Origin of the sequence: Bradyrhizobium sp. URHA0013 (assembly GCF_000518345.1) — a bacterium.
In the GTDB taxonomy this organism is placed as follows: domain Bacteria; phylum Pseudomonadota; class Alphaproteobacteria; order Rhizobiales; family Xanthobacteraceae; genus Bradyrhizobium.
Genome location: NZ_JADK01000003.1, coordinates 871,867 through 895,495 on the forward strand (window position 1 = coordinate 871,867; position 23,629 = coordinate 895,495).

Genomic DNA, 23,629 nt, shown 5'->3' on the forward strand with positions numbered 1-23,629 from the left:
TCACCGCTCCCGACGAAGCCATATTCCAAGGCCCGCGAAAACCGCCGGAAAGACCGGCGATGTAGATTGGCGCCGTGATCAACGATGGAGTTCGGTCATGTGGGGTCAATTGTTCAGCCTGATCTATCGCCTGTCCTGCCGTGCCACCTTGATCGAAATCGGGATGGGCCGCTCGTCGCGATAGAGACCCAGCGAATTAGGTAAGACGGATTGACCAAGTAACGGAGGGTGTCATGCGAAAGCTGATCCTGATCGCGGCAATGTCGCTGCTGGCAAGCCAGGCCTATGCCGGTGGACCACGGAGCCTTAGCCTTGCGGCGACAAATGCGAGCCAGCAGACCGCCGAGCCGGCAACGACAGCAGCCACGTCGCCACAAGCTCCGGCGGCAGCGCCCACGAATGTCCAGACGGCGACCACCGCCGCAACTTCAACGCCTCCAGCAGCGACCGCCACAACATCCGCGATCACTCCGGCCGCAACTCAGTCCAGTGCCGCGCCGGTTGCCAGCACAAGAGAAACGACGAAGCCGAAACATCGCCAGCCGTCCACGGAGGCGCGCGTGATCCGCGAACTGCATCGTCATGGGATTTACTGGTGATTGCCAATGTCGTCCTGGCGAAAGCCAGGACCCATTACCCCAAGAAGGCGTGGCGAAGAGTGCCGTTCGGTACTTATACTGCCCACAATAGATAGATCTCGCGGCATGGGTCCCGGCTTTCGCCAGGACGACAGCAAGGGAAGCGGCCAAGGCGTATCCCACCTCACCGCCCAGCCTCAAATCCCCAGATATTTGTGCTGCAGATCCGGCTCAGCCAATAGCTCGTCCGAGGTGCCGCTCCACACCGTCTTGCCGCGCTCGATGATGGTGTGGCGGTCGCAGATGCGGGCAAGGTGGTCGACGTTCTTGTCGACGACCAGGATCGATTGTCCCCGGCTCTTGAGCAGCGACAGGCAGCTCCAGATCTCTTCGCGGATCAGGGGCGCCAAACCTTCGGTCGCTTCATCCAGGATGAGGAGCTTCGGGTTGGTCATCAACGCGCGGCCGATGGCGAGCATCTGCTGCTCGCCGCCGGAGAGCTGGTTGCCCATGTTGGAGGCGCGCTCGGCCAGGCGCGGAAACATCACGTAGATCGCCGCCAGCGTCCAGGGATTGCTGCTGTCGAAACGATCGGCGGCGGCCGCGACCAGGTTTTCGCGCACGGTAAGATTCGGGAAGATCTGCCGCCCCTCGGGGACGAGGCCGACACCGAGTTGCGCGATCCTGTAGGACGGTTGCGTCCGCACCTCCGAGCCTGCGAAGCGGATGCTGCCTGCGCGCGCCGGCGTCAGGCCCATGATGGAGCGGATGGTCGTGGTCTTGCCCATGCCGTTGCGGCCCATCAGCGAGACCATCTCGCCTGATTTGACAGACAGCGACAAGCCGAACAGCACCTGGGACAGGCCGTAGCAGGTCTCGATGCCGTCGACCTCGAGCAGCGTGTCACCCATCCCTTTTTCAGACATGGTGCGTCACCACATGCGCCTCGCCGAGATAGGCGCGCTTGACGTCCTCGTTCGCCCGGATCGCGGCCGGATCGCCGGAGGCGATGACGCGGCCATAGACCAGCACCGAGATACGGTCGGCGAGCGCAAACACCGCCGGCATGTCGTGCTCGACCAGCACGATCGACACCTCTTTGCGCAGCTCCTGCAGCAGTTGCACCATGCGCTGGGACTCGGTGACGCCGAGGCCCGCCATCGGCTCGTCGAGCAGCAAAAGTTTCGGCTTGCTTGCCAGCGCAACCGCCAGTTCGATCTGGCGACGCTCGCCATGGCTGAGCCTGGACACCAGGACGTCGGCACGATGGGCGAGACCGACGCGGTCGAGCGCGGCATGCGCGGCATCGCGCAGGCCCTTCTCCTTGCGTGCATCGGCGAAGAATCGGAATGAGGTGCCGGCATGCGCCTGCGCCGCGAGCGCGACATTGTCGGCGGCGGTGAAATCGAGCAGCAGCGAGGTGATCTGGAACGAACGTGCCAGGCCCAGCGCGCAGCGCCGATAGGCCGGCAGGTAGGTGATGTCGCGCCCCGCCAGCGAGACGCTGCCGGAATGCGGCTCCAGATGCCCGGTGAGCTGGCTGATCAGCGTGGTCTTGCCAGCGCCGTTCGGGCCGATGATGGCATGCAGCTCGCCTGCCGCAACGTCGAGCGAGACGTTGTCCGTCGCAACGATGCCGCCGAAGCGGCGCACCAGCTTGTCGACACGGAGCAGCGGCTCAGCCACGGTTGAGCCTCCCGAGCAGGCCCATGATGCCGCCGCGGCCGAACAGCACGATCAGCAGCAGCAGCGGGCCCATGATCAGCGCCCAGTATTCGGTGAGCTGCGACAAGAACTCTTCCAGCAGCAAATATACCACCGCGCCGATGACCGGACCGAACAGCGTGCCCATGCCCCCGAGGATCACCATCACCATAAGGTCGCCGGAACGGGTCCAGTACATCGCGGCCGGGCTGACGAAATCGGTGTTGTTGGCGAGCAGCGCGCCGGCAAGGCCGCACATCATGCCGGAGATGACGAAGCAGACCAACTGGTAGCGTTTTGAGGGAAAGCCGATCGCCTGCATGCGTTGCTCGTTGGAGCGCAGGCCCTGCAGGACGAGGCCAAAGCGCGAATTGACAATGCGCCAGATCAGGAAGACCACGCCGAACAGGCAGGCGAGGCAGAGATAGTAGAACTGCGTGCGGTTCGACAGGTTGATCAGCCCGGAGAAGTCGCTGCGCTTGTAGACGGTGAGGCCGTCATCGCCGCCGTAACGCGCCAGCCCCGAGGCGACGTAATAGGCCATCTGCGCGAAAGCGAGCGTGATCATGATGAAGTAAACGCCACGCGTGCGAAGCGAGAGCGCGCCGATCACGACGGCGTAAGTCGCGGAGGCCGCGAGCGCGACCGGAAACTGGATGAAACCGCTTCCCACGCCTTCCTGCGCCAGCATGCCGACCGCGTAACCGCCGATGCCGAGATAGGCGGCATGGCCAAAACTCATCATGCCGCCAAAACCCATGATGAGGTTGAGGCTCGCGGCCGCCAGCGCCAGGATGACGATGCGCGTGAACAGCGTCAGGATGAAGATGTTGCCGGAGAGTTGCGAATAGAGCGGCAGCAGCACGAGGCCCGCCAGCATCAGGGCCGTGACGGCCTTGCTCACAGTGAATGACTTCATCGGCGGTTGGCCGGAAACAGCCCCTCCGGCCGCACCACCAGCACGATCGCCATCAGCAGATAGATCAGCATGGACGACAGCGCGGGCGCGGCAGTGGAAGCAGCAGCGCCGCTCAGCACCTGCCGCAACAAATTCGGCAAGAAGGCGCGGCCGAGCGTGTCGATCATGCCGACGAAGATCGCGGCCAGGAACGCGCCCCGGATCGAACCGATACCGCCGATCACGATGATGACGAAGGCAAGGATCAGGATGTTCTCGCCCATGCCGATCTGCACGGTGAGGATCGGCGCCTGCATCAACCCGGCAAGACCAGCGAGCGCGGCACCGAGGCCAAACACCAGGGTGTAGAGCAGCTTGATGTTGATGCCGAGCGCGCCGATCATCTCGCGATTGGAGGCGCCGGCGCGGATCAGCATGCCGATGCGGGTACGCATCACGCCGAGATAGAGCAGCAGAGCAACCAGCAGCGCCACGACGATGATGGCGAGGCGATAGGCGGGATAGTGAATGCCGGGCAGGATCGGCACCGGCACGGTGAGCCAAGCCGGCAGCGGCAATGCAAGCCCGGCCGGGCCCCAGATCAGCCGCACGGCTTCATTGAAGAACAGGATCAGGCCGAAGGTCGCGAGCACGTGGTCGAGATGGTCGCGTCCGTAGAGGTGCCGCAGCGCGGTCATCTCGAGCACGATACCGAGCACGAGCGTCGCGCCGAGCGCCAAAAGCGCACCGAGCAGGAAGCTGCCGGTCCAGGCTGCGAAGGTCGCGGCGAAATAGGCGCCCATCATGTAGAGCGAGCCGTGCGCGAGGTTGACGAGATCCATGATCCCGAACACCAGCGTCAGGCCGGCGGCGAGCAGGAACAGCAGCAGGCCGAACTGCAAACCGTTCAAGAACTGTTCGACGACGAGCAGCATCAAAACTCTTTCAGGCGCACGCAGGTTCGCGCCGATGTTCGAACACGGTCGCCATCAGTGAAAGAGCTCCCCCTGCCTGTACAAGGCGGGAAAATGGGTAATGGCAGTATCGTTCCGAGGCAAGAGCGATTCGACACCCAACATGCACTTTGTTGCATGCCGATGCATCCGATCGATCCTGGCCCTGTAATTTGCCCTGCAAGAAGACTGCCGCGCAGGATGGGTCAACCTGCCGCACCCAAACGGATCACCCTCCCTCCGTTCCCGGAGAGAGGGTGTGAAATTCGTCGCAACGTATGGATGGAGACGCCTAGTGCGACGTCATCTGCCGGGGAAGGTCATCCGGCTCGGCAAGCACGCTATTGGCTGTCGAGGCCTCCAGCGCCGCCATCCGGAACAGATAGGCGAGCGTCGCCAATCCGGTGTCTTCCGCCATCTGCGCGAGCTCGAGCGCCATGTCGGACATGTAGCCGAGATTTTCGTCCTTGATCTGCGCCATGATCTGGCTGTCCCGCATCATGTTCGACATCTCAGGCGCTCTTTCGTTGCGCGGCAGCGAGGCCGCAGAGGTTGGCAAGGGCGATGCAATCGATACGCGGACCGTCCTGTTGGACGACGTTTGTCGTCCCGATACGGTCACACACGGCATCCAGCGACTCCTGACGGATCTCGATCGTGGCCGCCATCGTCCAGGAATCTTCGACCAGCGCCGGCAATCCCAGCGGCGCGACGATGAATCCGATCTCGTGGAAGCGCGGCAGCCACCAGGTCTCCATCACAAGAGAGAGACGCTCGATGCCCTGATCGAGACAGAACTCCTGCGCCGCTGCCATCAATTGCCAATTGAACGCGCCGTCGCGGCGCTCGCGCGAAACGAAGAAACGTGACCACTCCCATACCAGCGGGTTGGAGGGGCAACCGCGCACCGCGGCGAGATGCGGGAAGACCTCGCTCATCATCGTCGGCTTGGTGGTAGGATAGAGGCGGGAGCCGCCGAGCACCCGGCGATTTTCGAGCGCCAGCAGGTAGACCGCGTCCTCATTGTCGTAGGTATCGACCTCGCGGCCATCGGGCTTGCGCAGCGCCTCCCATTTCCGCTCCTCGACAAAAATCTCGTGACGCACCCTGAAATGTTGCTCGAGAACGTCCTCGTAGAGGTGCCGGTTGGCGGCAGAAATTACATGAATCATTTATTCCCCCATTGTTCGAAATAAGGGGAACACTCACGGAAAACGGCCAAAGCGACTATTGGGAAATTTCCCAGTAGGCGCGGATTTTAGGGGGTGATGATTCTGTGGCGGATTGCGATCGCAACCGCATGCGTCCGGTTGACGGCACCAAGTTTGCGCGCGGCAGTTGCGAGATGCTCTTCGGCGGTGCGCTGAGTGATGTGCAGGATCTCGCCGATTTCCCAAGCCGACTTGCCCTGCGAGGCCCAGGCGAGCACCTCGCGCTCGCGCGGGGTAAGGCGCATCGATCGATGCGGCGCCGGATCGAGCAAGCGGCGAATGTGATCGAAGCCGTACATGCCGATCAGGTGCAGCGCCGGCTTGCTGCGCGCATTGAGATCGAGGTGAACGCCACCGAGCGAGACGCCGGCCTCGTAGCCGGTCAATCCGTGGATCGGCACGACGAAGCCGCGCGACATACGGAAATCGGCAGCGCGCCGCATCACCTCCACCGCGCCCGGCTCCAGCTCCGGATCGTACGGCGCCTCGGACCACTCGAAAGGGTTCACCGTCTGCCGGCATTTGCGGATCACGGGATCGACGCGGTCGTAGCCTTTTTGGGTATAGAGGCTGAACCACTCCGCCGGCCACTTCTTGGCGAGCACCATCTGGGAAAAACGCTGATCGGGATTCGGCAAGCCGGTTACGATGATGTGCTCGAAGCCGTAGCGCCCGAACGCGGCCGCAAGCGCATCCATGGCGTCCGGAACCTTGGTATAGGCTCCAAGCCCCTCAATGAAGTCGAGCGCTTCCCGGCCATAATCCACGGCGGACATCGGTGCGTTTCCTGACCCTCGTTATCGCTATAGCACGTCCTGGCGACTGCCTCAATTCAGCGCTTCCGTAGTTTCCCGGTATCCCATTGACCCCGAAGGCTTAATCTACTTGTGGAAGAAGTGACGTCAAGTTACACCTACAATGTCTGAAGCGGGGAAACCACGATGGAAGACGAGGACATCGCCCTCAACAGCGTGCTCGGCCTGGAACTCAACCGCGTATTTTTCGCCGTCCGCGAAACGGCAAACAAGCAGAAGATCATCGAGTTCGCGCGCGGGGTGCTACAAAGCGAACGCAGCAAGCCGGCCGAGAGCGCCTCGCCGGACGGACCGGCGAGCTAGCACGCAATTGCTGTGAGCGCACGAACGGTCCGTTCGGTGCCATGGCTTGCTCTGATCTGAACCGAACAACCGAACGCGAATGTTTCCTTCCTTCTCCCCTTGTGGGAGAAGTGGCGTAGGCGGCCTTCGGCCGCCGTTCTTAAAACAAAACGCCGATGCTTCGGATCGGCTATGGCGCCGGATGAGGGGTTGTTTCCACGCGTTCAAACGCGCGAGGCTCGCGCGGGGAGAGAACCCTTCACCCGTCTCGCCCTATCGCGGCGGTCCACCCGCCTCCACAAGGGGAGAGGGAAAGGCAGCGCCGACGACGATTATCTTTTGGATGCCCAAGACATGATGACGCTGCGCCAGGTTGAAGTGATCCGTGCCGTGATGGTGACGGGCACGATCGGCGGCGCGGCGAAGCTGCTGAACGTTTCGGCGCCGGGCATCAGCCGCCTCGTCAAATACACCGAGCGCTCGCTCGGCATCCGCTTCTTTCAGCGCCAGAACGGCCGCTATTTCCCGACGCCGGAAGCCGAGAACATCTTCGAGCAGATCAACGGCGTCTACAAGAAGGTCGACGACCTCTCCGAGATCATCTCCAAGATCGGACGCGGCGGATTGTCGGAATTGCGCATCGGCTCGGTGCCGAGCATTTCGCAAGTCATGGTGCCGCGCGCAATCGAGCGGGTCCGGCGGCGCTATCCGGATTTGGGCATTGACATCAACATCCTCAAGCTCGAGGAAGCCATCGACTATCTCATGCTCGGCCGCGGCGAGTGCGTGGCGATGAGCTACCGCCTGGAGCATTCCGGACTCGACTTCATGCCGCTCGCCTCCGGCGAGCTCTATTGCATCGTGCCGCCGGGCCACGAGCTCGCCGGCCGCAAGCAGGTCTCCGCCGCCGAGATCACCCGCTATCCGCTGATTGGCATCGATCCCAACGATCCCTACGGGCGGATCATGGCCGAGATCTTCGCGCGCCACCGCCTCGAGTACAACATCACCATCCGCGCCCGCTTCGGCACCACGGTCTGCGCGCTGGTGAAGGCGGGTCTCGGCATCGCCATCATCGACCAGTTCACGGTGGCCCATGGCGGCTATCCCGGCATCGAGCTGATCAAGATCACCGAGCCGACGCGATTCGACACCTATATCGCGGTGAAGCGCGGCGCGCCGCTGTCGCTTCATGTCGAGTATTTCATCGAGGCCCTGCGCGCGGAGATGCGCGCGGTCGAGCCGTCGCGGGGCAAAAGCAGGGCCGCGCCGCCACGGCGGAAGAGATAACATTACGTTAGGTTTGCAGGACAAGAGGGTAATTGTGTTAGGCCGAGGAAAGGCTATCGTCCGTGGTGGAAGCCCCTTGGAATTGGGCGGATTTCCCCGCTAATGGCCGGGACCAAACGCTCCCAACGAGACGATAGCGAACCATGTCAAAGCGCGGACCTGCCGCATCCAAAAAACTCCTGACCGGCCTGATCGGCGCACCCATCGCGCATTCCGCCTCCCCTGCCATGCATGAGCGCGCCGCGGAGGGGCTTGGCCTGCGGGGACATTACCAGCTCATCGAAGTGGCCGGCGCCGATGCGGCCGGGCTCCGGCTGATGCTGGAAGGCGTGCGGCGGCTCGGCTTTGCCGGCGTCAACGTCACCTTTCCCTACAAGGAGGCAGTGGTCCCGCTGCTCGATGAACTGGCACCGGGTGCGGCCGCGATGGGGGCGGTCAACACCGTCGTCGCCAGCAACGGCCGGCTGATCGGCCACAACACCGACACGACGGGCTTTGCGCGCGCCGTCGCGCCGCTGCTGACGGCCTCTGGAAACGCGGTCGCCGTGATCGGCACCGGCGGCGTCGGCAAGGCGATCGCCTTTGCGCTGGCGAGCCTTGACGTGGCCGACATCCGCATCTTCGACAGCGAGCCGGCACGCGCCGAAAAACTCGCCGCACTGCTCGTCAAGCAGGGTGGCGCCAGGGTCGCCGCGAGCGTCGAGGACGCGCTCGACGGCGCAACGGGCCTCGTCAACGGCACGCCGGTCGGCATGCTGCCGAACCGGGAAACGCCGGTCGCGCCGACGCTGTTGCGTCAAAACCTGTGGGTCGCCGACGCAGTCTATTCGCCGCTGATCACGCCGCTGCTGGCGGCTGCCCAAGCCAAGGGCGCACGGATCATGACCGGCCGGGAGCTTGCGATCTACCAGGCCGCCGACGCTTTCGAACTGTTCACTGGCCTTGCCCCATCCACCGAGATCATGGGAGAGGCATTCGACGAGGTGATGGCGGCACGAAGCCCGGCCTATCACGCAGCGTAACCGAAGCGGCCGGACACAAGGCCGCGCGTAAGATCAAAAGAAATCGGAGGATAGACCATGAAATCGACCATTCTGGCAGGCGCCCTGCTTGCATTCGCGACCGCAACCGGTGTCCACGCCCAGGCGATCAAGCTCGCCGACGTCGCCGAGTTGTCCGGCGGCGGCGCCACCGTCGGCACCAACTGGAAGAACGGCATCGACCTCGCGATCGAGGAGATCAACGCCAAGGGCGGCGTGCTCGGCCGCAAGCTCGAAGTCACTCATGCGGACTCGCAATCCAACCCGGGCGTCGCGCGCGCGCAGGTTCAAAAGGCACTCGACGCCGAGCCCTATGTGCTGCTCGGACCCGGCTATTCCGGGTCCGTGAAGGTGACGGCGCCGCTGGCGGCCGAGGCCGGCATCGCGCAGATCATGGGCGGCGAAGCCGCCGAGCTGACGCAAGGCGGAAACAAATTCCTGTTCCGCACCTCGTTCGGCCAGCAATCGTCGATGCCGAAGGTCGCCAAATACATTCACGACGACATGAAGGCGAAGTCGGTCGCCGTCGTCTGGGTCAACAATGACTTTGGCCGCGGCGGTCGCGATGTCGTCGTCAAGGAGCTCGACCGGCTCGGCTCCAAGGTCGTCGCCGATCTCTCCACCGAGGCGGGCCAGGCCGATTTCGCCGCCGACGTCGGCAAGATCAAGGCTGCCAATCCCGACGCCGTGTTTGTCTATTTGAACGAGGAAGAGAGCGCGCGCATCCTCAAGGAGCTGAAGCGCCAGGGCGTCACCGCGCCGCTGATGGGCGAGACCACGCTGATCGGCCAGAAGGTGATCGAGCTTGCGGGCGATGCCGCCAACGGCGCGCGCGGCCATGTCGGCCTCACCACCGATGCGCCGGTCGACCTGATCAAGGCCTTTCGCGACAAGTTCGCGAAGAAGTACAATTACGTGCCCGACCATAACGGCCTGAAAGGCTATCTCGCGGTCTACATGGTGAAGGCCACGACCGACAAGATGGGCAAGGTCGATTCCAAGGCGTTCGCCGACAATCTGCATGGCCTGACCATCAAGGCCGCGGACGAGCCGGGCATCTTGATGGACGTCTCCTTCAGCGACACCGGTGACATCGATCGCCAGAGCTTTCTGGTCGAAGTGGTCGAAGGCAAGCAGGTCGTGAAACAGGTGCTGCCGAAGGTGAAGTGAGGTCTTTGCCCTTCGCCCGCTTCTTGCGGAGCGAGATCTTTCGTCTCCCTCTCCCGTAAGAATGGGGGGAGGGAGAAGAAAGAGAGTGGGGAGAGGGAGAAGACAGCGCGCCGAGAGGGGAAAATGTCCAATCTGTTCGATCTTCTGGTCGCCGGACTTGCCACCGGCGCGATCTATGCGCTGGTCGCGGTCGGCTTCACGCTGCTGTGGCAGACCTCGCAGACCATCAATTTCGCGCAAGGCGAATTCGTGATGCTGCCGGCGTTCCTGATGCTGGCGGCGATGCATGCCGGCGCGCCGTTCTGGCTCGCGATCATCCTCGGTATCCTGCTTTCGATGCTCCTGCTCGGCCTCGCCTTCAAGATGCTGCTGGTGGATCCGATGATGCGCCATGGTGTGCTGCCGCTCGCGATCGCGACCATGGCGCTCGCGATCGGCCTCAAGGAGGCCGTAAAACAGTTCTTCAGCGCCGAAGCCTCACCCTTCCCCTCAATCGTGCCGACCGGGGACGTCTCCATCCTCGGCCATGCCGTCTCGCTGCAAAGCATCGGCGTCCTCGTCCTGGCTATCGTTGCCGTCTTCGGCTTGACCGCGCTTCTCAACCGCACCTCGCTCGGCCACCAGATGCAGGCGGCGGCGCAGAATCCGACCGTGGCGCGCATCATCGGCGTTCCGGTCGAGCGGATGATTCTCCTGACCTTCCTGATCAACGCGTTCCTGGTCGCTCTCGCCTCGCTGTTGATCACGCCGATCTATCTCGCGAAATTCACGTCCGGCGAGGTGCTGGGCCAGGCTGCCTTCATCGCCGCGATCGTCGGCGGGTTCAATCAGGTGCGCGGCGCGATCGCAGGCGGTCTCCTGATCGGCGTGCTCGACAATCTCGCGGCCGCCTATGTCTCGACGCAGTACCGCGCCGCCGTGCCGATGATCTTCCTGATCGCCGTCATCCTGTTCCGGCCGCAGGGCCTGCTCGGTCGCGCCGAGGAGCGCACCGTATGAGTGGCTTCGCCAAACCTCTCAAGATCGCGTTCGGCCTCATCGTCATCGCTGCGCTGATCGTCGTCCCCATGAACTTCAACCGCTATGGCCTGTTCATCCTGAGCCAATGGGCGGTGATGGCCATCGCCGCAATGGGCCTCAACCTCACGCTCGGTTATGCCGGCCAGGTCTCGCTGGCACAGGGCGCCTTCGTCGGCATCGGCGCCTACGCCGCGGCAATCATGACCACCCATGGCTGGCCGCTGCCGGCGGCGATCGTCGTTGCGATCGCCTTGAGCTTCGCGGTCGGCTGGATGCTCGGCTATCCCGCGCTGCGGGTGCAGCACCATTACCTGGCCTTCGTCACGCTCGCCTTCTCCACGCTGGCCTTCCTGGTGTTTCGCAACGAGAGCTGGCTCACCGGCGGCATCTACGGGATCTCCAACATTCCGCGGCCGCACATCTTCGGCATCGCAACCAACAAGCCGCTGCCGTTCTACTATGTCTGCCTCGGCTCGCTCGCGATCGTATCGCTGGCGGTGTGGTGGCTGATCCGCTCGCCCTGGGGCCGCGCCTTCATGGCGCTGCGCGAAAACCCGCTGCGGGCGCAGTCGCTGGGCGTCGACACGCGCCGCTATACGCTGATGGCGTTCGCGATCGGCTCGGCGCTCGGCGGGGTCGCCGGCGCGCTCTATGCGCCGCTGACGCAATATATCGATCCCGTGCCGTTCAACCTGTCGCTCTCGCTCGACCTCCTGATGATGGTGATCGTCGGCGGTGCCGGCTTCTTCCTCGGTCCGTTCCTCGGCGCGATGATCGCCGTGTTGTTGCCGGAATGGCTGCGTTTCACCGAGGGCTATTATCTGATGCTTTACGCGATCGCGGTGATGGGGCTGCTGATCTGGTCGCCGACCGGAATCTTGGGAATCCTCGACCGCTATCTCGCCGAACGCCGTACCAAGGTGGCCTCCGCCCAGCGCGCCGTCGCAAAGTCCCGGCTAGAGACGGTGCAATGAGCGCGGTCCTCGAAGTCACCGACATCAAGAAGAACTTTGGCGGCATCAGCGCCGTCGGCGGCGTCTCTTTCGACGTCCGCGAGGGCGAGATCCTCGGGCTGATCGGACCGAACGGCTGCGGCAAGTCGACCCTGTTCAACTGCATCCTCGGCCAGCTCACGCCGAGCGGCGGCGAGGTCAAGCTCGACGGCAAGGTCGTCACGGGCTTGCGCCCCGCCGAGCTCAACAAGCTCGGGGTCAGCCGCACCTTCCAGCTCCTGCAGGTGTTCCCAAAACTCTCGGTGCGCGAGAACCTGATCCTCGCGGGACAGGAGCACCAGGGCAGTATGGCCTCGCGCCTGGTCGGCCGCTCCGATGCCGGACTGACGGAGGCCGCCAACCAGATGATCGGATTTTTCAAGCTCGATCATCTCGCCGACGAGCCGGCCGGCGGGCTCTCCTATGGCCAGCAAAAACTGCTCGACGCCGCCATGGCCTTCATGGGCGGACCGCGGCTGGTGCTGCTCGACGAGCCAGCCGGCGGCGTCAACCCGTCGATGCTCGCTGACCTGAAGGACCGCCTGGTCGCGATCAACCGCGAGAAGAACGCCACCTTCGTCGTGATCGAGCACAACATGGAATTCGTGATGTCGCTGTGCTCGCGCGTGATGGTGATGGCGGAAGGCAAGGTGCTGGCAATGGGACGGCCCGACGAGGTCCGAAAGAACCCCGCCGTGATCGAAGCCTATCTAGGACATTGAGGAACCAGCCATGAGCGATCCGATCCTCTCGGTTCACAATCTCGTCGGCGGCTACGGCAAGATGACGATCCTGAACGGCACCACCTTCGCCGTGCCGCAGGCCACCATCACCACCATCATCGGCCCGAACGGCGCCGGCAAGTCCACCGTGTTCAAGGCGATCTTCGGCCTGCTCAAGCTGCGCGAGGGCAAGATCAACTTCGCCGGCCGCGACGTCACCCATTTGGGCCAGCGCGCGCTGCTCAACGCCGGCATCTGCTACGTGCCGCAGGGCCGCAATATCTTTCCCGAACTGTCGGTGCGCCACAATATCGAGCTCGGCGGCGTTTCCGCCGGCAAGGGCATCGACCTGCGGAGCAGGATCGAGGCCGCGCTCGACCTGTTCCCGGCGCTGCGGCGGAAATCGACGCAGCAGGCCTCCACGCTGTCCGGCGGCGAGCAGAAACAGCTCGAAATCGCCCGCTCGCTGCTGCTCGAACCGAAGCTCGTGCTGATCGACGAGCCCTCGATCGGCCTGTCGCCGCTGATGGTGCAGCAGACTTTCGACATCCTGAAATCCCTGCGCGACTGCGGTGTCACCATTCTGATGATCGAGCAGAACGCACGCTCGGCACTGGAGATTTCCGACATCGGCATCGTGCTCGAGCTCGGCCAGACCCGGATGATCGACGGCGCGAAGCGCATATTGAATGATCCCCGCATCGGACAATTGTTCCTGGGCGGCGCGATGGAGGACAACGCAGCATGAGTAAACGCTCGATCGCAACGGTCTCTCTCTCCGGCGCCCTTGACGAGAAGCTCCGCGCCATCGCGTCTGCAGGCTTCGACGCGGTCGAGATTTTCGAGAACGATCTGCTGTCGTTCGGCGCCGGCCCGCGCGACATCGCAAAACTCTGCAAGGACCTCAATCTCGAGATCTGCGCGTTTCAGCCGTTCCGCGATTTCGAGGGCATGCCGGAGCCGCAGCGTTCGCGCAACTTTGCCCGCGCCGAGCGGAAGTTCGACCTGATGCAGGAGCTCGGCACTGACCTGCTGCTGATCTGCTCCAACGTGTCACCGGCCTCGCTCGGGGGCATCGACCGCGCCGCGGATGATTTTCGCGAGCTTGGCGAGCGCGCGGCCAAACGGTCTTTGCGGGTCGGCTACGAGGCATTGGCTTGGGGACGCCACGTCAACGATTACCGCGATGCATGGGAAATCGTGCGGCGCGCCGATCACCCCGCGATCGGTGTCATCCTCGACAGCTTTCACGCACTGGCCCCCGGCTTTCCGGTCCGCGCGATGGCCTCGATCCCCGGCGACAAGATCTTCCTGGTCCAGCTTGCGGACGCGCCGAAGCTCGAGCTCGACATCTTGTCGTGGAGCCGGCACTTCCGCTCCTTTCCCGGCCAGGGCGACCTGCCGGTCGGCGAGTTCATGGCGGCGATCGCGGCAACCGGCTATGCCGGACCGCTGTCGCTGGAGATCTTCAACGACCAATTCCGCGCCGGCTCGGCCGTGCAGACCGCGGTCGACGGCCTGCGTTCGCTGATCCTGCTGGAAGACCAGCTTGCACCGGATTGGCCAAAGCTCATCAGCGAGCCCTTGGCGCCGAAGCCCAGAAGTCGCGGCACGGGCTTCATCGAGTTTGCCGTCAACGAAACCAAGGCCGGCGAACTCGCCCGCCTGCTCGCGCAACTCGGTTTCCGCAAGACCGGCAAGCATCGCAGCAAGGCGGTGGAGCGCTGGTCGCAAGGCAAGGTCGAGCTCGTCGTCAACTCCGAGACCGACGGCTTTGCGCATTCGCACTACGTGACGCACGGCCCCGGCGTCTGCGCCATTGCGCTCGACGTCGACAATGCCGGCCTCGTCATGCAGCGCGCCGAAACACTGAAAGCGCGCACCTTCTACCAGCCGGTCGGACCGGGCGAGCTCGAGATTCCCGCAATCCACGGCGTCGGCGGCAGCCTGCTGTATTTCCTCGACCAAGCCGGCAAGAACTGGGACACGGATTTCGAACAAGTCCCGAGCGACGCTCGCGCGGACGCCCTGCTGGCCGTCGATCACATCGCGCAGTCGATGCCCTATGACGAGATGCTGTCCTGGCTGCTGTTCTACACCGGCATCCTCGACCTCGAGCGGCTGCCGCAGATGGAGATCGCCGATCCCAGAGGGCTCGTGCAAAGCCAGGCCGTCGTCAACGGCGACCAGAGCCTGCGCTTCGTTCTCAACGGCTCATCCGCCAACCGCACGCTGCCGGCCCGTTTCATCTCGGAGTTTTTCGGCTCGGGCGTGCAGCACGTCGCGTTCACGTGCCGGGACATTTTTGCGGCGGTCGCGGAGATGCGCAAGCGCGGCGCGGATTTCCTGGATATCCCGGATAATTACTACGACGACATCGAAGCCAAATACGACCTCGCGCCCGAGCTGATGGCGCAGCTGCGCGCCAACCACATTCTCTACGACCGCGAAGGCGACGGGGAGTTCTTTCAGGTCTACACCCACATCTTCGACGAGCGTTTCTTCTTCGAGATCGTGGAGCGACGGGATTATCAGGGCTTCGGCGCGGCCAATGCCGGGATCAGGCTCGCGGCGCAAGCGCGCGAGGTGCGGCCTGTGAGCATGCCGCGGGTGTAGTCTCTACCGAGAGCCGTCATTGCGAGGAGCGAAGCGACGAAGCAATCCAGAGTCTTTCCACGGAAGGATTCTGGATTGCTTCGCTGCGCTCGCAATGACGTGGAGGGACTGTGAGTGTGCGGCGACAGGACAACTCGTAAAGGCCGCCCCTGACCCGTTCCCTCTCCCCGCAAGAACGGAGAGAGGGAGAAGCAATCAGCTCACTTCATCGTGCATTTGTCGTGGAAGCGATCCTGGTCGTTTTCAACGATGGTCGCGACCGTCTTCAGCGAGAGCTGGCCTTCGCCGTCCTTGACGACGTCTTGGAGATAGAAGTTCTGCACCGGGATGTGGTTCCTGCCGTACTTGAAGGGGCCGCGTAGCGACTTGAAGTTGGCCTTCTCCATCTCGGCCTTCATCGCGTCCTTCTTGCTGGTGTCGCCCTTCACCGCGACCACCGCGCTGTTGATGAGCTGGGCCGCGTCATAGGCTTGCGCGCCGTAATAGGTCGGGCGCAGGCCGGGGTACTTCTTGCGGTAGTCGGCGACGAAGCGCTTGTTCTGCTCGTTGGGCAGATCATTCACCCATTCCTGCGCGCCGGGAACGCCGAGCGCGTTCTCCTTTTGCAGCGGCAGCGACAGCTCGTCGACGGTGAACGCCGTGTAGAGCGGCATCGTGCTCTTCAGCCCGGCTTGCGCATATTGGTTGAGGAACTGCACGCCGGCTGCACCGGGATAGAACACGAAGATCGACTCGGCACCCGAGGCGCGCGCCTTGGAGAGCTCGGCGGAGAAGTCGAGCTGGCTCGGCCAGACCGTGTATTCCTCGCCCTTGACCTCGCCCTTGAACGTGCTCTTCACGCCCGCGAGCATGTCCTTGCCGGCGGCGTAGTTCGGGCCGATCAGGAACACGCTCTTGACGCCCTTCTGGTTCATGTAGAGGCCCATGGCGGCCGGCGTTTGGTCGTTCTGCCAGGAGGTCGAGAACACATAAGGCGAGCAGAGCTCGCCGGCGAGCTGCGACGGACCGGCATTGGCCGAGATCAGGATGGTCTGCGAATCCACGGCGGTCTTGAGCGAGGCCAGCAGCACGTTCGACCAGATGTAGCCGACGATGAAGTCGACCTTGTCGGACTGCACCAGCTTCTCGGTCTTCTGCTTGCCGACGTCGGGCTTCTGTCCGTCGTCCTCGTAAATCACCTCGACCGGCTTGCCGTCCATCTTGCGGCCGATGTGATCCAGCGCGAGTTCGAACGAGTTGCGCATGTCGTTGCCGATCACGGCGGTCGGGCCGCTGAAGGTCGAAACGAATCCGATCTTGATAGTGTCGCCGGCGGATGCCGGGCCTGCCAGCACCAGCGCCGCTGCGCCCGCCAGCCAGAATGCCGTCCTCATAACCACTCCCCTCCATATTATTATGCCCGGAAACGGGGTGATTGCCGCCCCGGGTCATCTCTATTGAACGCAAAATCTGTCGCGCCGCCAATGGCTCAGCGCCCGCCCTGCACCATATTTCGCCCCGATCGTTAATGGCAAGAAATATAGTTCTACTCACTTCGGCGAGGGCTGCGGCGCTTTTTCGCGGGATATCGATACGTCAGGCCTATCCAGCGATTGATGACGGCTATTGGACCGCGGCGCCCGATCAGCGTTTAGATGAGGATAGAGCCGCGAGATTCGGAGGGGCGCATCATGACCACGACACCGCATCGCGTCGTCATCGTCGGAGCCGGCTTCGGCGGGCTGGAGACGACCTACCGACTCGCCGGCAGCCCGGTCGAGATCACGCTGATCGACCGCCGCAACCATCATTTGTTCCAACCGCTGCTCTACCAGGTCGCGACCGCCTCGCTCGCCACCAGCGAGATCGCATGGCCGGTCCGGCACCTGATGCGCGACCGGCGCGATGTGACGACGCTGTTTGCGACCGTCAGCGGCGTCGATGCCGACAGGCGCTGCGTGCTGATCGACGACGGCAGCGAGGTGCCTTACGACACGCTGGTGCTCGCCACCGGTGCGCGGCACGCCTATTTCGGCCACGACGAATGGGAGCAGTTCGCGCCGGGCCTGAAGACGCTGGAGGACGCGACGACGCTGCGCCGTCACATCCTGGTGGCGTTCGAGCGCGCCGAGCGCGAGACCGATCCGGAAAAGCGCGCGGCGCGGCTGACTTTCGTCATCGTCGGCGCCGGCCCCACCGGCGTCGAGCTCGCCGGTACCATCGCGGAGATGGCGCATCACACACTGCCCGCCGACTTCCGCAACATCGACACCAACAAGGCGCGCGTGGTGCTGATCGAGGCGGGTCCGCGCGTGCTCGCAGGCTTCCCCGATGACCTTTCGGCCTACGCGCAGGCCTCGCTGGAGAAAATCGGTGTCGAGGTCGTGCTCGGACAGGCCGTCACCGAGATCAATCGCGAGGGCGTGGTGTTCGGCGGCAAGCTGCTCGAAGCCAAGACACGAATCTGGGCCGCCGGCGTGCGCGCCTCGCCCGCGGCCGAGTGGCTGGGCGCACCGGCCGATCGTGCCGGGCGCGTGCAGGTCGAAGACGATCTTACGATCCCCGGTCATCCCGAAATCTTTGCGATCGGCGATACCGTTTTGATCAACGCCTGGGACGGCAAGCCCGTGCCCGGCATCGCGCCCGCCGCCAAGCAGCAGGGCCGTCACGTGGCCGAGACCATCAAGGCCCGGCTGCGCAAAGAGCCGACCGGCCCGTTCCGCTACAAGCACTCCGGCAGCCTCGCGCAGATCGGCAAGCGGCTCGCGGTGATCGACTTCGGCAAGGTAAAACTGCGCGGCACCATCGCGTGGTGGATCTGGGGCATTGCCCACATCTACTTCCTGATCGGCTTGCGCCACCGCCTCAGCGTCGCGCTGAGCTGGCTCTGGATCTACGCCCGCGACCAGCGCGCCGCCCGGCTGATCACGCAGGGAAGTAGTAAGGTGGTGTAGGGCTTCTTCTCCCTCTCCCCGTTCTTACGGGGAGAGGTTAAGTGAGGCGCGCTCGCCGCCCCTATTTCACCAGCTCACAGCCGCCTTCCGCCAGCGGGCGGAACGCCTGCTCCGCAGAGATCGTCGAAACCAGCTTGTAATAATCGTACGGATATTTCGACTCCTCCGGCTTCTTCACCTCGAACAGATACATCGGATGCACGACGCGGCCGTCCTGGCGGATCGTGGTGTCGCCGAACAGTTTGTCCTTGCCCTTGAACTTCTTCATCTCGGGCACGGCATCCTTGGCATTGTCGCTGCCGGTGGCGGCGACCGCGTTGAGATAGGCGAGCGTGGAGGCATAGACCCCGGCCTGGTTGCCGCTCGGCATCTTGCCGTTCATGCCGGGCCGCGCCGCGAACCGCTTGGCGAAGGCGCGGGTATCGTCGTTCATGTCCCAGTAGAAGGCCTCCATGAGTTGGAGCCCTTGCGCGACCTTGATGCCCATGCCGTGGACGTCGTTGATGAAGAGCAGGAAGGCGACGAGCTTTTGTCCGCCCTGCTGGATCCCGAACTCGGCCGCCTGCTTCACCGCGTTGATGGTGTCGCCGCCGGCATTGGCGAGCCCGATCACCTGGGCCTTGGAGCCCTGCGCCTGCAACAGGAACGACGCGAAGTCGGACGTGCCGAGCGGATGCTTGCTGGAGCCCAACACCTTGCCGCCATGCGCCTCGATGTATTTCTGGGCTTCCGCCTCGATGCCCTTGCCGAGCGCGTAATCGACCGTGAGGAAATACCAGTCCTTGCCGCCGCGCGACATCATCGCGGCCGCCGTGGTGTTGCCGGTCGCCCAGGCGTCGTTGACCCACTGGATGGTGTTGGGCGAGCAGGCCTTGCCGGTGAGATCGGAGCTCGCGGTAGATGATGCGAGAAACGTCATGCGGCTGCCGCGCAGCAGCGTGTTGATGGAGAGGCCGACCGCCGAATTCGGCACGTCGACAATGGCGTCGACGCCCTCGACATCGAGCCATTTGCGCGCGATGGCGTTGCCGACATCGGCCTTGTTCTGGTGATCGGCGTAGACGATGTCGACCTTGATGCCTTTGCCGCCGCCGTTGAAGTCCTCAGCGGCCATCCGCGCGGCCTCGACCGAGCCCATGCCGTTGGTATCCTGGAAGATGCCGGAGATGTCGTTGAGCACGCCGACGCGCACGACATTGTCGGAGATCTCGGCATTTGCCGCGCCGCCAATCAGGCTCGCGGCCAGCGCAAGCGTCCACTTCAAGTTCTTCATTGGTCCCTCCCCTGTCGTATTGATTATTTCCGATGCCGGCAGCGTCAGCCCGGCGTGATGGTTACAGGCAGGCTGTCGAGCCCGCGCAGCGTGTTGTTGAAACGGCGCTGTGGCTCGCCCGTGATCTCGATCTTCGCGATCCGGCGGGCCAGAGCCGCGAGCATTGTCTCGCCTTCGAGCCGCGCGACCAGCTGACCGACGCACATGTGAATACCTGAGCCATAGCCGACATGGCCCGACGTGCGGCGGGTGACGTCGTAGCTGTCCGGCTTGTCCCAGCGCCGCGGATCGCGATTGGCAGCCGCCAGGAACATCAACACCTTCTCGCCCTCACCGATGGTCGCGCCTGACAGATCGACCTCGCGCGTTGTCGTGCGGAAGAAGGTCTGCACCGGACTTTCAAAACGGACGGCCTCCTCGAAAGCGTTGCGCGCCAGCGTGAAATCGCCGCGCAAGCGCTGCCACTGCTCCGGGAAGCGCGCGAGACAGTAGACCGCTGCACCGATGCCGTTGACGGTGGTGTCGAGGCCCGCCGACAGCAGCGAACGCACCAGCAGCGGCGCTTCGGTCGCGGTGATGGCACCCTCGTCGACATGAGCGTGGATGCAGGCGCCGATGCCGCCGGGCGTGAGGTTGTCCCGCTGGCACTGCTCGGTAACATAGGCCTGGTGCGGCGCCGAGCGCGCGATCGCCTCGTTGCGCAACTGGTTCGGCGGGCCGAAGGCGTTGAACACCACGCTCGCATAGGGAATGAGATTCTCGCGTCCCTCAGGCTTCAGCCCGAGCGCATCCGGGAAGATCGACAGCGGATAGGCTTCGGCGAGGTCCGTGATGGCATCGAAGCTGCGCTTCTCCAGCAAAGCGTCCACACGCTCTTCCGCTGCCGCGGTAAAGCGGTCGCGGAGCCCCTTCATCACCGTCGGCGACAGCACCTTCGAGAGCACGGCGCGGGTGCGGGCGTGCGCGGGTGGATCGGCTTCGAGGATCAGGCTTGGCGGCCGCCACGGCGTCTCCTTCTTGAAATCGGACAGGCCGACGCCGCGGCTCGAGCAGAAGGTCGCGGGATCGTTCAGCACGGCATGAACTTCGGCATAGCGCGCCACGCCATAGACGTTCCACTTGTCGAGATAGACGACCGGTCCCGCCTCTCGCAGCAGCTCATGCGTGGGATAGGGGTCGGCAAAAAAATCCATCGCGAAGGGATCGACGTCGAGATGCGGGACGGCCGACGAACCGTTGATTTCCGGGGAGCTGGAAGTGCTCATGGAAGTCCTCCCTCATTTTGATCTTGTGAAAGGGCCGCGCTTACCTTTAGGTCTCCAGACACGCCGCGAGACAGAATCCCGACATGCCGCCGTCTTCGACCAGAGCCCGCCAAAAACCTGCGTCCACCGAGACGGGACCGACGCTCGATCTCGACCGCTACGTCCCCGCGTTCATCACCTTCATCGCCAACAAGCTCTCGAACAGCGCCACCGCGTTCTATCAGCGGGAGTTCGGCGTCAACGTCACGGAATGGCGGATTATGTCGCTGCTGGCGATCGAGCCCGGCATTCCCGCCTCGCGCATCTGCCACGTCATCGGTTTCGACAAGGGCCCGGTGAGCCGGACGCTCGCCGGTTTGGAAAAGCGGGGGCTGATCTCGATCCGCACCGATCCCAACGACGGGCGCACCCATTCGATCGCGCTGACGGCGAAGGGCCGCGCCATCCATGACAAGGTGATCGTCGCTGCATTCGAGCGCGAACGGCGCCTGTTGTCCTGCCTGGACAAGGACGAGCGCGAGGTGCTGATCGACCTGTTGCGCCGCCTGCACGAAAATCTCGGCGCGGTGACCGGCAGCACCGAGACCTGACGGAGCACGCGCGGTACGCGGACCTCTCTCATGTCCAGGCATGCGCCAGCATTCGCCGGCGGCACTCTCTCTGCCGAGCATAGCTTCCTCCGATCCCACGCGGCGGTTCCTCCCGCCGTCATCCTTGTCTGGAACGGTTCGCATAAATTAGTTGCTTAGGCAACAAAAGAATCATGCAGGATAATGCGGCAGGGCAGCTGGCCTAACGGCGAGCTGTTTCAGCGCCGTCGTTGCGAGAGGAGGCCTACGGCCGCCCACCTAACGCGAAGAGCTGCCGTTTCAATTGCTACAGACCGATCCACTCACCCGAGACATCGTCATCCAACCGCGCCAGCGCATCGGCGCGCCGCGTCAGCACGGCGCGCTGATTGATGTAGCCCTTGTCGGTGATCTCACCGCCGTCCACCGATGGCGGCTCGACGAGCAGCAGGGCGCGCGTGGCGTGGCCGGAGGAGTTGGCGCCGTGTTGCTTGAGTTTCGCCAGACCCTGCGCGATCGCGGCTCTGATCTTGTCATGCGCGAGCAATTCGTTCACGGCTGCGGTCTCGGGCAAGCCGGCATGCGCGCGGCACGCGGCGATGTTCGGGAACACCAGGAAACGCACCTCGTCGCCGCCATGGCCGGTGACGACGATGTCCTGCACGAGCGGCGCCAGCGCGGCGATGCCGGCGAGGCGCAGCGTGCCGACGCTGACCCAAGTGCCGGAATTGAGCTTGAAGTCCTCCGCGACACGGCCATCGAAGAACAGGCCGCGCTCAGGCCGGTTCGCATCGGCGAACTTCACGGCATCACCAATGAGATAAAAGCCCTCGTCGTCAAACGCCTGCCTGGTCAGCTCCGGCGCCTTCCAATAGCCCGGCGTGACGTTGGGGCCGCGCACGCGCACCTCCAGCTTGTCGCCGGAGGTGACGAGCTTCAATTCGGTGCCGGGGATGGGCACGCCGATATTGCCCGAGCGCTCCGCGAGGAAATGGCAGTCGGTCGCCAGCGGCGACGTCTCGGTCGAGCCCCACGCCGAGACCATCGGCATCGCGCGGCCAACGGTCTTGACGGAAAGTTCTTCCAGCGCGTCCCAGAGATTCTGCGGCAGCGCAGCCCCTGCGTAGAACGCGAATTTCACCTCGCTGAAGAAGCGGCGACATAGCTCCTCGTCTGCACGCAGCGCCGTGATCAACATGTCGAAGCCGCGCGGCACGTTGAAATAGACCGTCGGCATCACGCTTTTGAGATTGGCAAGGGACGTCGCAAACAGGCCGGGCGCCGGCTTGCCGCCGTCGATATAGAGCGAGCCGCCATTGCGCAGCACGAGATTGAAATTGTGGTTGGCGCCGAACGTGTGGCTCCAGGGCAGCCAGTCGAGAATGACGAGATCCTCGCGCGCCTGTTCGAGAAAGGTCCACGTCTGGGCCTTGGCCTGCTGGCTGGACGTCAGCATGCGCTGGGTGTTGATGACCGCCTTCGGCGTGCCGGTCGAGCCCGAAGTGAACAGGAGCTTTGCGATCGTCGCGGGCGTCACCGCGGCGAAGGCCTTTGCGACGTCGGCGCTCTCGGGCGTTGCCGCGATGGTGCGGAAAGCCAGCGCATCGGCATCGTCTGCATTGCCGCTGATGATCTGCGCGCTATGCAGAGGCTTGATCGCGGCCAGCGCCGCCGCAAACGGCTTGGTCGCAGAGACATAGATTGCGGCGGGCTCAAGCAGCGTGATCATGCTCTTGAGCTTGTCGAAATCCTTCGACATCAGGGAATAGGCCGGCGAGATCGCCGCCGAGGGCACGCCGACATGCTGGACCGCCAGTGCCAGCAGCGCATGATCGATGCTGTTGTCGGAGAGGATCGCGAGCGGGCGCTCCGGACTGAGACCTTGCGCCAGAATCCACGACGCTGCCGCGCGCACCTGGCGCAGCGCCTGCGCGTAGGTAACGGTGGTCCATGGCAATTCGGCACTGCTGCGCTCGGCGAGGAAAGTCGCATCGGGCCTCTGCCGCGCCCATTGCTCCAGCCAGTCGCCGATGCAGCGCGCGCCATCGCGCAGCGGCTCGGGCGAGCGCAGCACGATGCTACCGTCGGCGCGATGCTCGGCAACGGTTCTGGGTGTCGCGAACAGGCTCGCAGCATCACCGCGAGGGGCGGTTGTCATGGTTTCCTCCTCGCCCGGAAGCCGGGATCGGCCGCAGCCTCGTCGCGGACCACGTTGGCCTGCATGTTGGCCATGACAATTGTTGGGGCGCAAGCTCAGGCCCGTTGAGCTGCCCATTATTTGCGCAAATGCTCGTAACA

23 protein-coding genes are annotated in these 23,629 nt (G+C 63.9%); 12 read left to right on the forward strand and 11 right to left on the reverse strand.

What is annotated here, in order from left to right; translation table 11 throughout:
• Positions 1-233 precede the first annotated feature (233 nt).
• Entirely contained in the window at positions 234-599 is a 366-nt protein-coding gene (locus tag N551_RS36775; RefSeq protein WP_081747788.1) for a hypothetical protein, read from the forward strand.
• A 176-nt stretch (positions 600-775) separates the two neighbouring features.
• Here N551_RS36775 and N551_RS0104370 read toward each other — a convergent pair whose 3' ends face one another.
• From N551_RS0104370 to N551_RS0104400, 7 genes are all read right to left on the reverse strand, one after another.
• A complete protein-coding gene (locus N551_RS0104370) occupies positions 776-1,504 on the reverse strand; it encodes an ABC transporter ATP-binding protein (RefSeq protein WP_035961051.1) in 729 nt (242 codons plus the stop codon).
• Positions 1,497-2,264 carry an ABC transporter ATP-binding protein gene (locus N551_RS0104375; protein WP_027514445.1) on the reverse strand — a complete coding sequence of 256 codons (768 nt, stop codon included), beginning with the start codon at positions 2,262-2,264 and terminating at the stop codon, positions 1,497-1,499. Before N551_RS0104375 ends, N551_RS0104370 begins: the two co-directional genes overlap by 8 nt.
• Complete coding sequence (locus N551_RS0104380) at positions 2,257-3,201, reverse strand: branched-chain amino acid ABC transporter permease (protein WP_027565915.1); 945 nt, start codon at positions 3,199-3,201, stop codon at positions 2,257-2,259. Before N551_RS0104380 ends, N551_RS0104375 begins: the two co-directional genes overlap by 8 nt.
• Positions 3,198-4,115 (reverse strand): branched-chain amino acid ABC transporter permease, encoded by a 918-nt coding sequence (locus tag N551_RS0104385; RefSeq protein WP_007615745.1) that lies wholly within the window; start codon positions 4,113-4,115, stop codon positions 3,198-3,200. The genes N551_RS0104380 and N551_RS0104385 overlap by 4 nt, the downstream gene beginning before the upstream one ends.
• A gap of 310 nt (positions 4,116-4,425) precedes the next feature.
• Positions 4,426-4,644 (reverse strand): hypothetical protein, encoded by a 219-nt coding sequence (locus N551_RS0104390; RefSeq protein WP_027514447.1) that lies wholly within the window; start codon positions 4,642-4,644, stop codon positions 4,426-4,428.
• A 1-nt stretch (position 4,645) separates the two neighbouring features.
• Positions 4,646-5,305 (reverse strand): acyl-homoserine-lactone synthase, encoded by a 660-nt coding sequence (locus tag N551_RS0104395; RefSeq protein WP_027565916.1) that lies wholly within the window; start codon positions 5,303-5,305, stop codon positions 4,646-4,648.
• An 86-nt stretch (positions 5,306-5,391) separates the two neighbouring features.
• Positions 5,392-6,120, reverse strand: coding sequence for a LuxR family transcriptional regulator (locus N551_RS0104400; protein ID WP_027565917.1), 729 nt, complete (start codon positions 6,118-6,120; stop codon positions 5,392-5,394).
• Positions 6,121-6,285: 165 nt separating this feature from the next.
• Here N551_RS0104400 and N551_RS37735 point away from each other — a divergent pair, with 165 nt between their 5' ends.
• From N551_RS37735 to N551_RS0104445, 9 genes are all read left to right on the forward strand, one after another.
• Entirely contained in the window at positions 6,286-6,462 is a 177-nt protein-coding gene (locus N551_RS37735; protein ID WP_007597932.1) for a hypothetical protein, read from the forward strand.
• A 333-nt stretch (positions 6,463-6,795) separates the two neighbouring features.
• Positions 6,796-7,731, forward strand: a complete 936-nt coding sequence (locus N551_RS0104410; RefSeq protein WP_027565918.1) for a LysR family transcriptional regulator — start codon at positions 6,796-6,798, stop codon at positions 7,729-7,731.
• Positions 7,732-7,874: 143 nt separating this feature from the next.
• Complete coding sequence (locus tag N551_RS0104415) at positions 7,875-8,753, forward strand: shikimate dehydrogenase (RefSeq protein WP_027565919.1); 879 nt, start codon at positions 7,875-7,877, stop codon at positions 8,751-8,753.
• A gap of 57 nt (positions 8,754-8,810) precedes the next feature.
• Positions 8,811-9,941, forward strand: a complete 1,131-nt coding sequence (locus N551_RS0104420) for an ABC transporter substrate-binding protein (RefSeq protein ID WP_027565920.1) — start codon at positions 8,811-8,813, stop codon at positions 9,939-9,941.
• A gap of 123 nt (positions 9,942-10,064) precedes the next feature.
• The gene (locus tag N551_RS0104425; RefSeq protein ID WP_027565921.1) at positions 10,065-10,940 is read left to right on the forward strand and encodes a branched-chain amino acid ABC transporter permease; all 876 of its coding nucleotides are present in this window, start codon (positions 10,065-10,067) and stop codon (positions 10,938-10,940) included.
• Positions 10,937-11,935 (forward strand): branched-chain amino acid ABC transporter permease, encoded by a 999-nt coding sequence (locus tag N551_RS0104430; protein ID WP_027565922.1) that lies wholly within the window; start codon positions 10,937-10,939, stop codon positions 11,933-11,935. Before N551_RS0104425 ends, N551_RS0104430 begins: the two co-directional genes overlap by 4 nt.
• Positions 11,932-12,675 (forward strand): ABC transporter ATP-binding protein, encoded by a 744-nt coding sequence (locus N551_RS0104435; protein WP_027565923.1) that lies wholly within the window; start codon positions 11,932-11,934, stop codon positions 12,673-12,675. Before N551_RS0104430 ends, N551_RS0104435 begins: the two co-directional genes overlap by 4 nt.
• 10 nt (positions 12,676-12,685) lie before the next feature.
• Positions 12,686-13,423 (forward strand): ABC transporter ATP-binding protein, encoded by a 738-nt coding sequence (locus N551_RS0104440; RefSeq protein ID WP_027565924.1) that lies wholly within the window; start codon positions 12,686-12,688, stop codon positions 13,421-13,423.
• On the forward strand, positions 13,420-15,291 hold the full coding sequence (locus N551_RS0104445) for a bifunctional sugar phosphate isomerase/epimerase/4-hydroxyphenylpyruvate dioxygenase family protein (RefSeq protein ID WP_027565925.1): 1,872 nt from the start codon (positions 13,420-13,422) through the stop codon (positions 15,289-15,291). The genes N551_RS0104440 and N551_RS0104445 overlap by 4 nt, the downstream gene beginning before the upstream one ends.
• Before the next feature lie 200 nt (positions 15,292-15,491).
• Here N551_RS0104445 and N551_RS0104450 read toward each other — a convergent pair whose 3' ends face one another.
• On the reverse strand, positions 15,492-16,664 hold the full coding sequence (locus N551_RS0104450) for an ABC transporter substrate-binding protein (protein WP_027565926.1): 1,173 nt from the start codon (positions 16,662-16,664) through the stop codon (positions 15,492-15,494).
• Between the two features lie 297 nt (positions 16,665-16,961).
• On the opposite strand from N551_RS0104450, the gene N551_RS0104455 reads away from it, so the two are divergent.
• Positions 16,962-18,224, forward strand: a complete 1,263-nt coding sequence (locus N551_RS0104455; RefSeq protein WP_027565927.1) for an NAD(P)/FAD-dependent oxidoreductase — start codon at positions 16,962-16,964, stop codon at positions 18,222-18,224.
• 61 nt (positions 18,225-18,285) lie between these two features.
• Here the strand turns inward: N551_RS0104455 and N551_RS0104460 are convergent, their stop codons facing one another.
• Together N551_RS0104460 and N551_RS0104465 are read right to left on the reverse strand one after the other, a co-directional pair.
• Positions 18,286-19,497 (reverse strand): ABC transporter substrate-binding protein, encoded by a 1,212-nt coding sequence (locus N551_RS0104460; RefSeq protein WP_027565928.1) that lies wholly within the window; start codon positions 19,495-19,497, stop codon positions 18,286-18,288.
• Positions 19,498-19,541: 44 nt separating this feature from the next.
• A complete protein-coding gene (locus tag N551_RS0104465) occupies positions 19,542-20,762 on the reverse strand; it encodes a cytochrome P450 (RefSeq protein WP_027565929.1) in 1,221 nt (406 codons plus the stop codon).
• Between the two features lie 83 nt (positions 20,763-20,845).
• Here N551_RS0104465 and N551_RS0104470 point away from each other — a divergent pair, with 83 nt between their 5' ends.
• Positions 20,846-21,352: a MarR family winged helix-turn-helix transcriptional regulator gene (locus tag N551_RS0104470; RefSeq protein ID WP_027565930.1), complete on the forward strand. Its 507-nt coding sequence runs from the start codon at positions 20,846-20,848 to the stop codon at positions 21,350-21,352.
• A 286-nt stretch (positions 21,353-21,638) separates the two neighbouring features.
• On the opposite strand, the gene N551_RS0104475 is transcribed toward N551_RS0104470, so the two are convergent.
• Positions 21,639-23,489 (reverse strand): feruloyl-CoA synthase, encoded by a 1,851-nt coding sequence (locus N551_RS0104475; RefSeq protein ID WP_027565931.1) that lies wholly within the window; start codon positions 23,487-23,489, stop codon positions 21,639-21,641.
• Between the last annotated feature and the right edge of the window lie 140 nt (positions 23,490-23,629).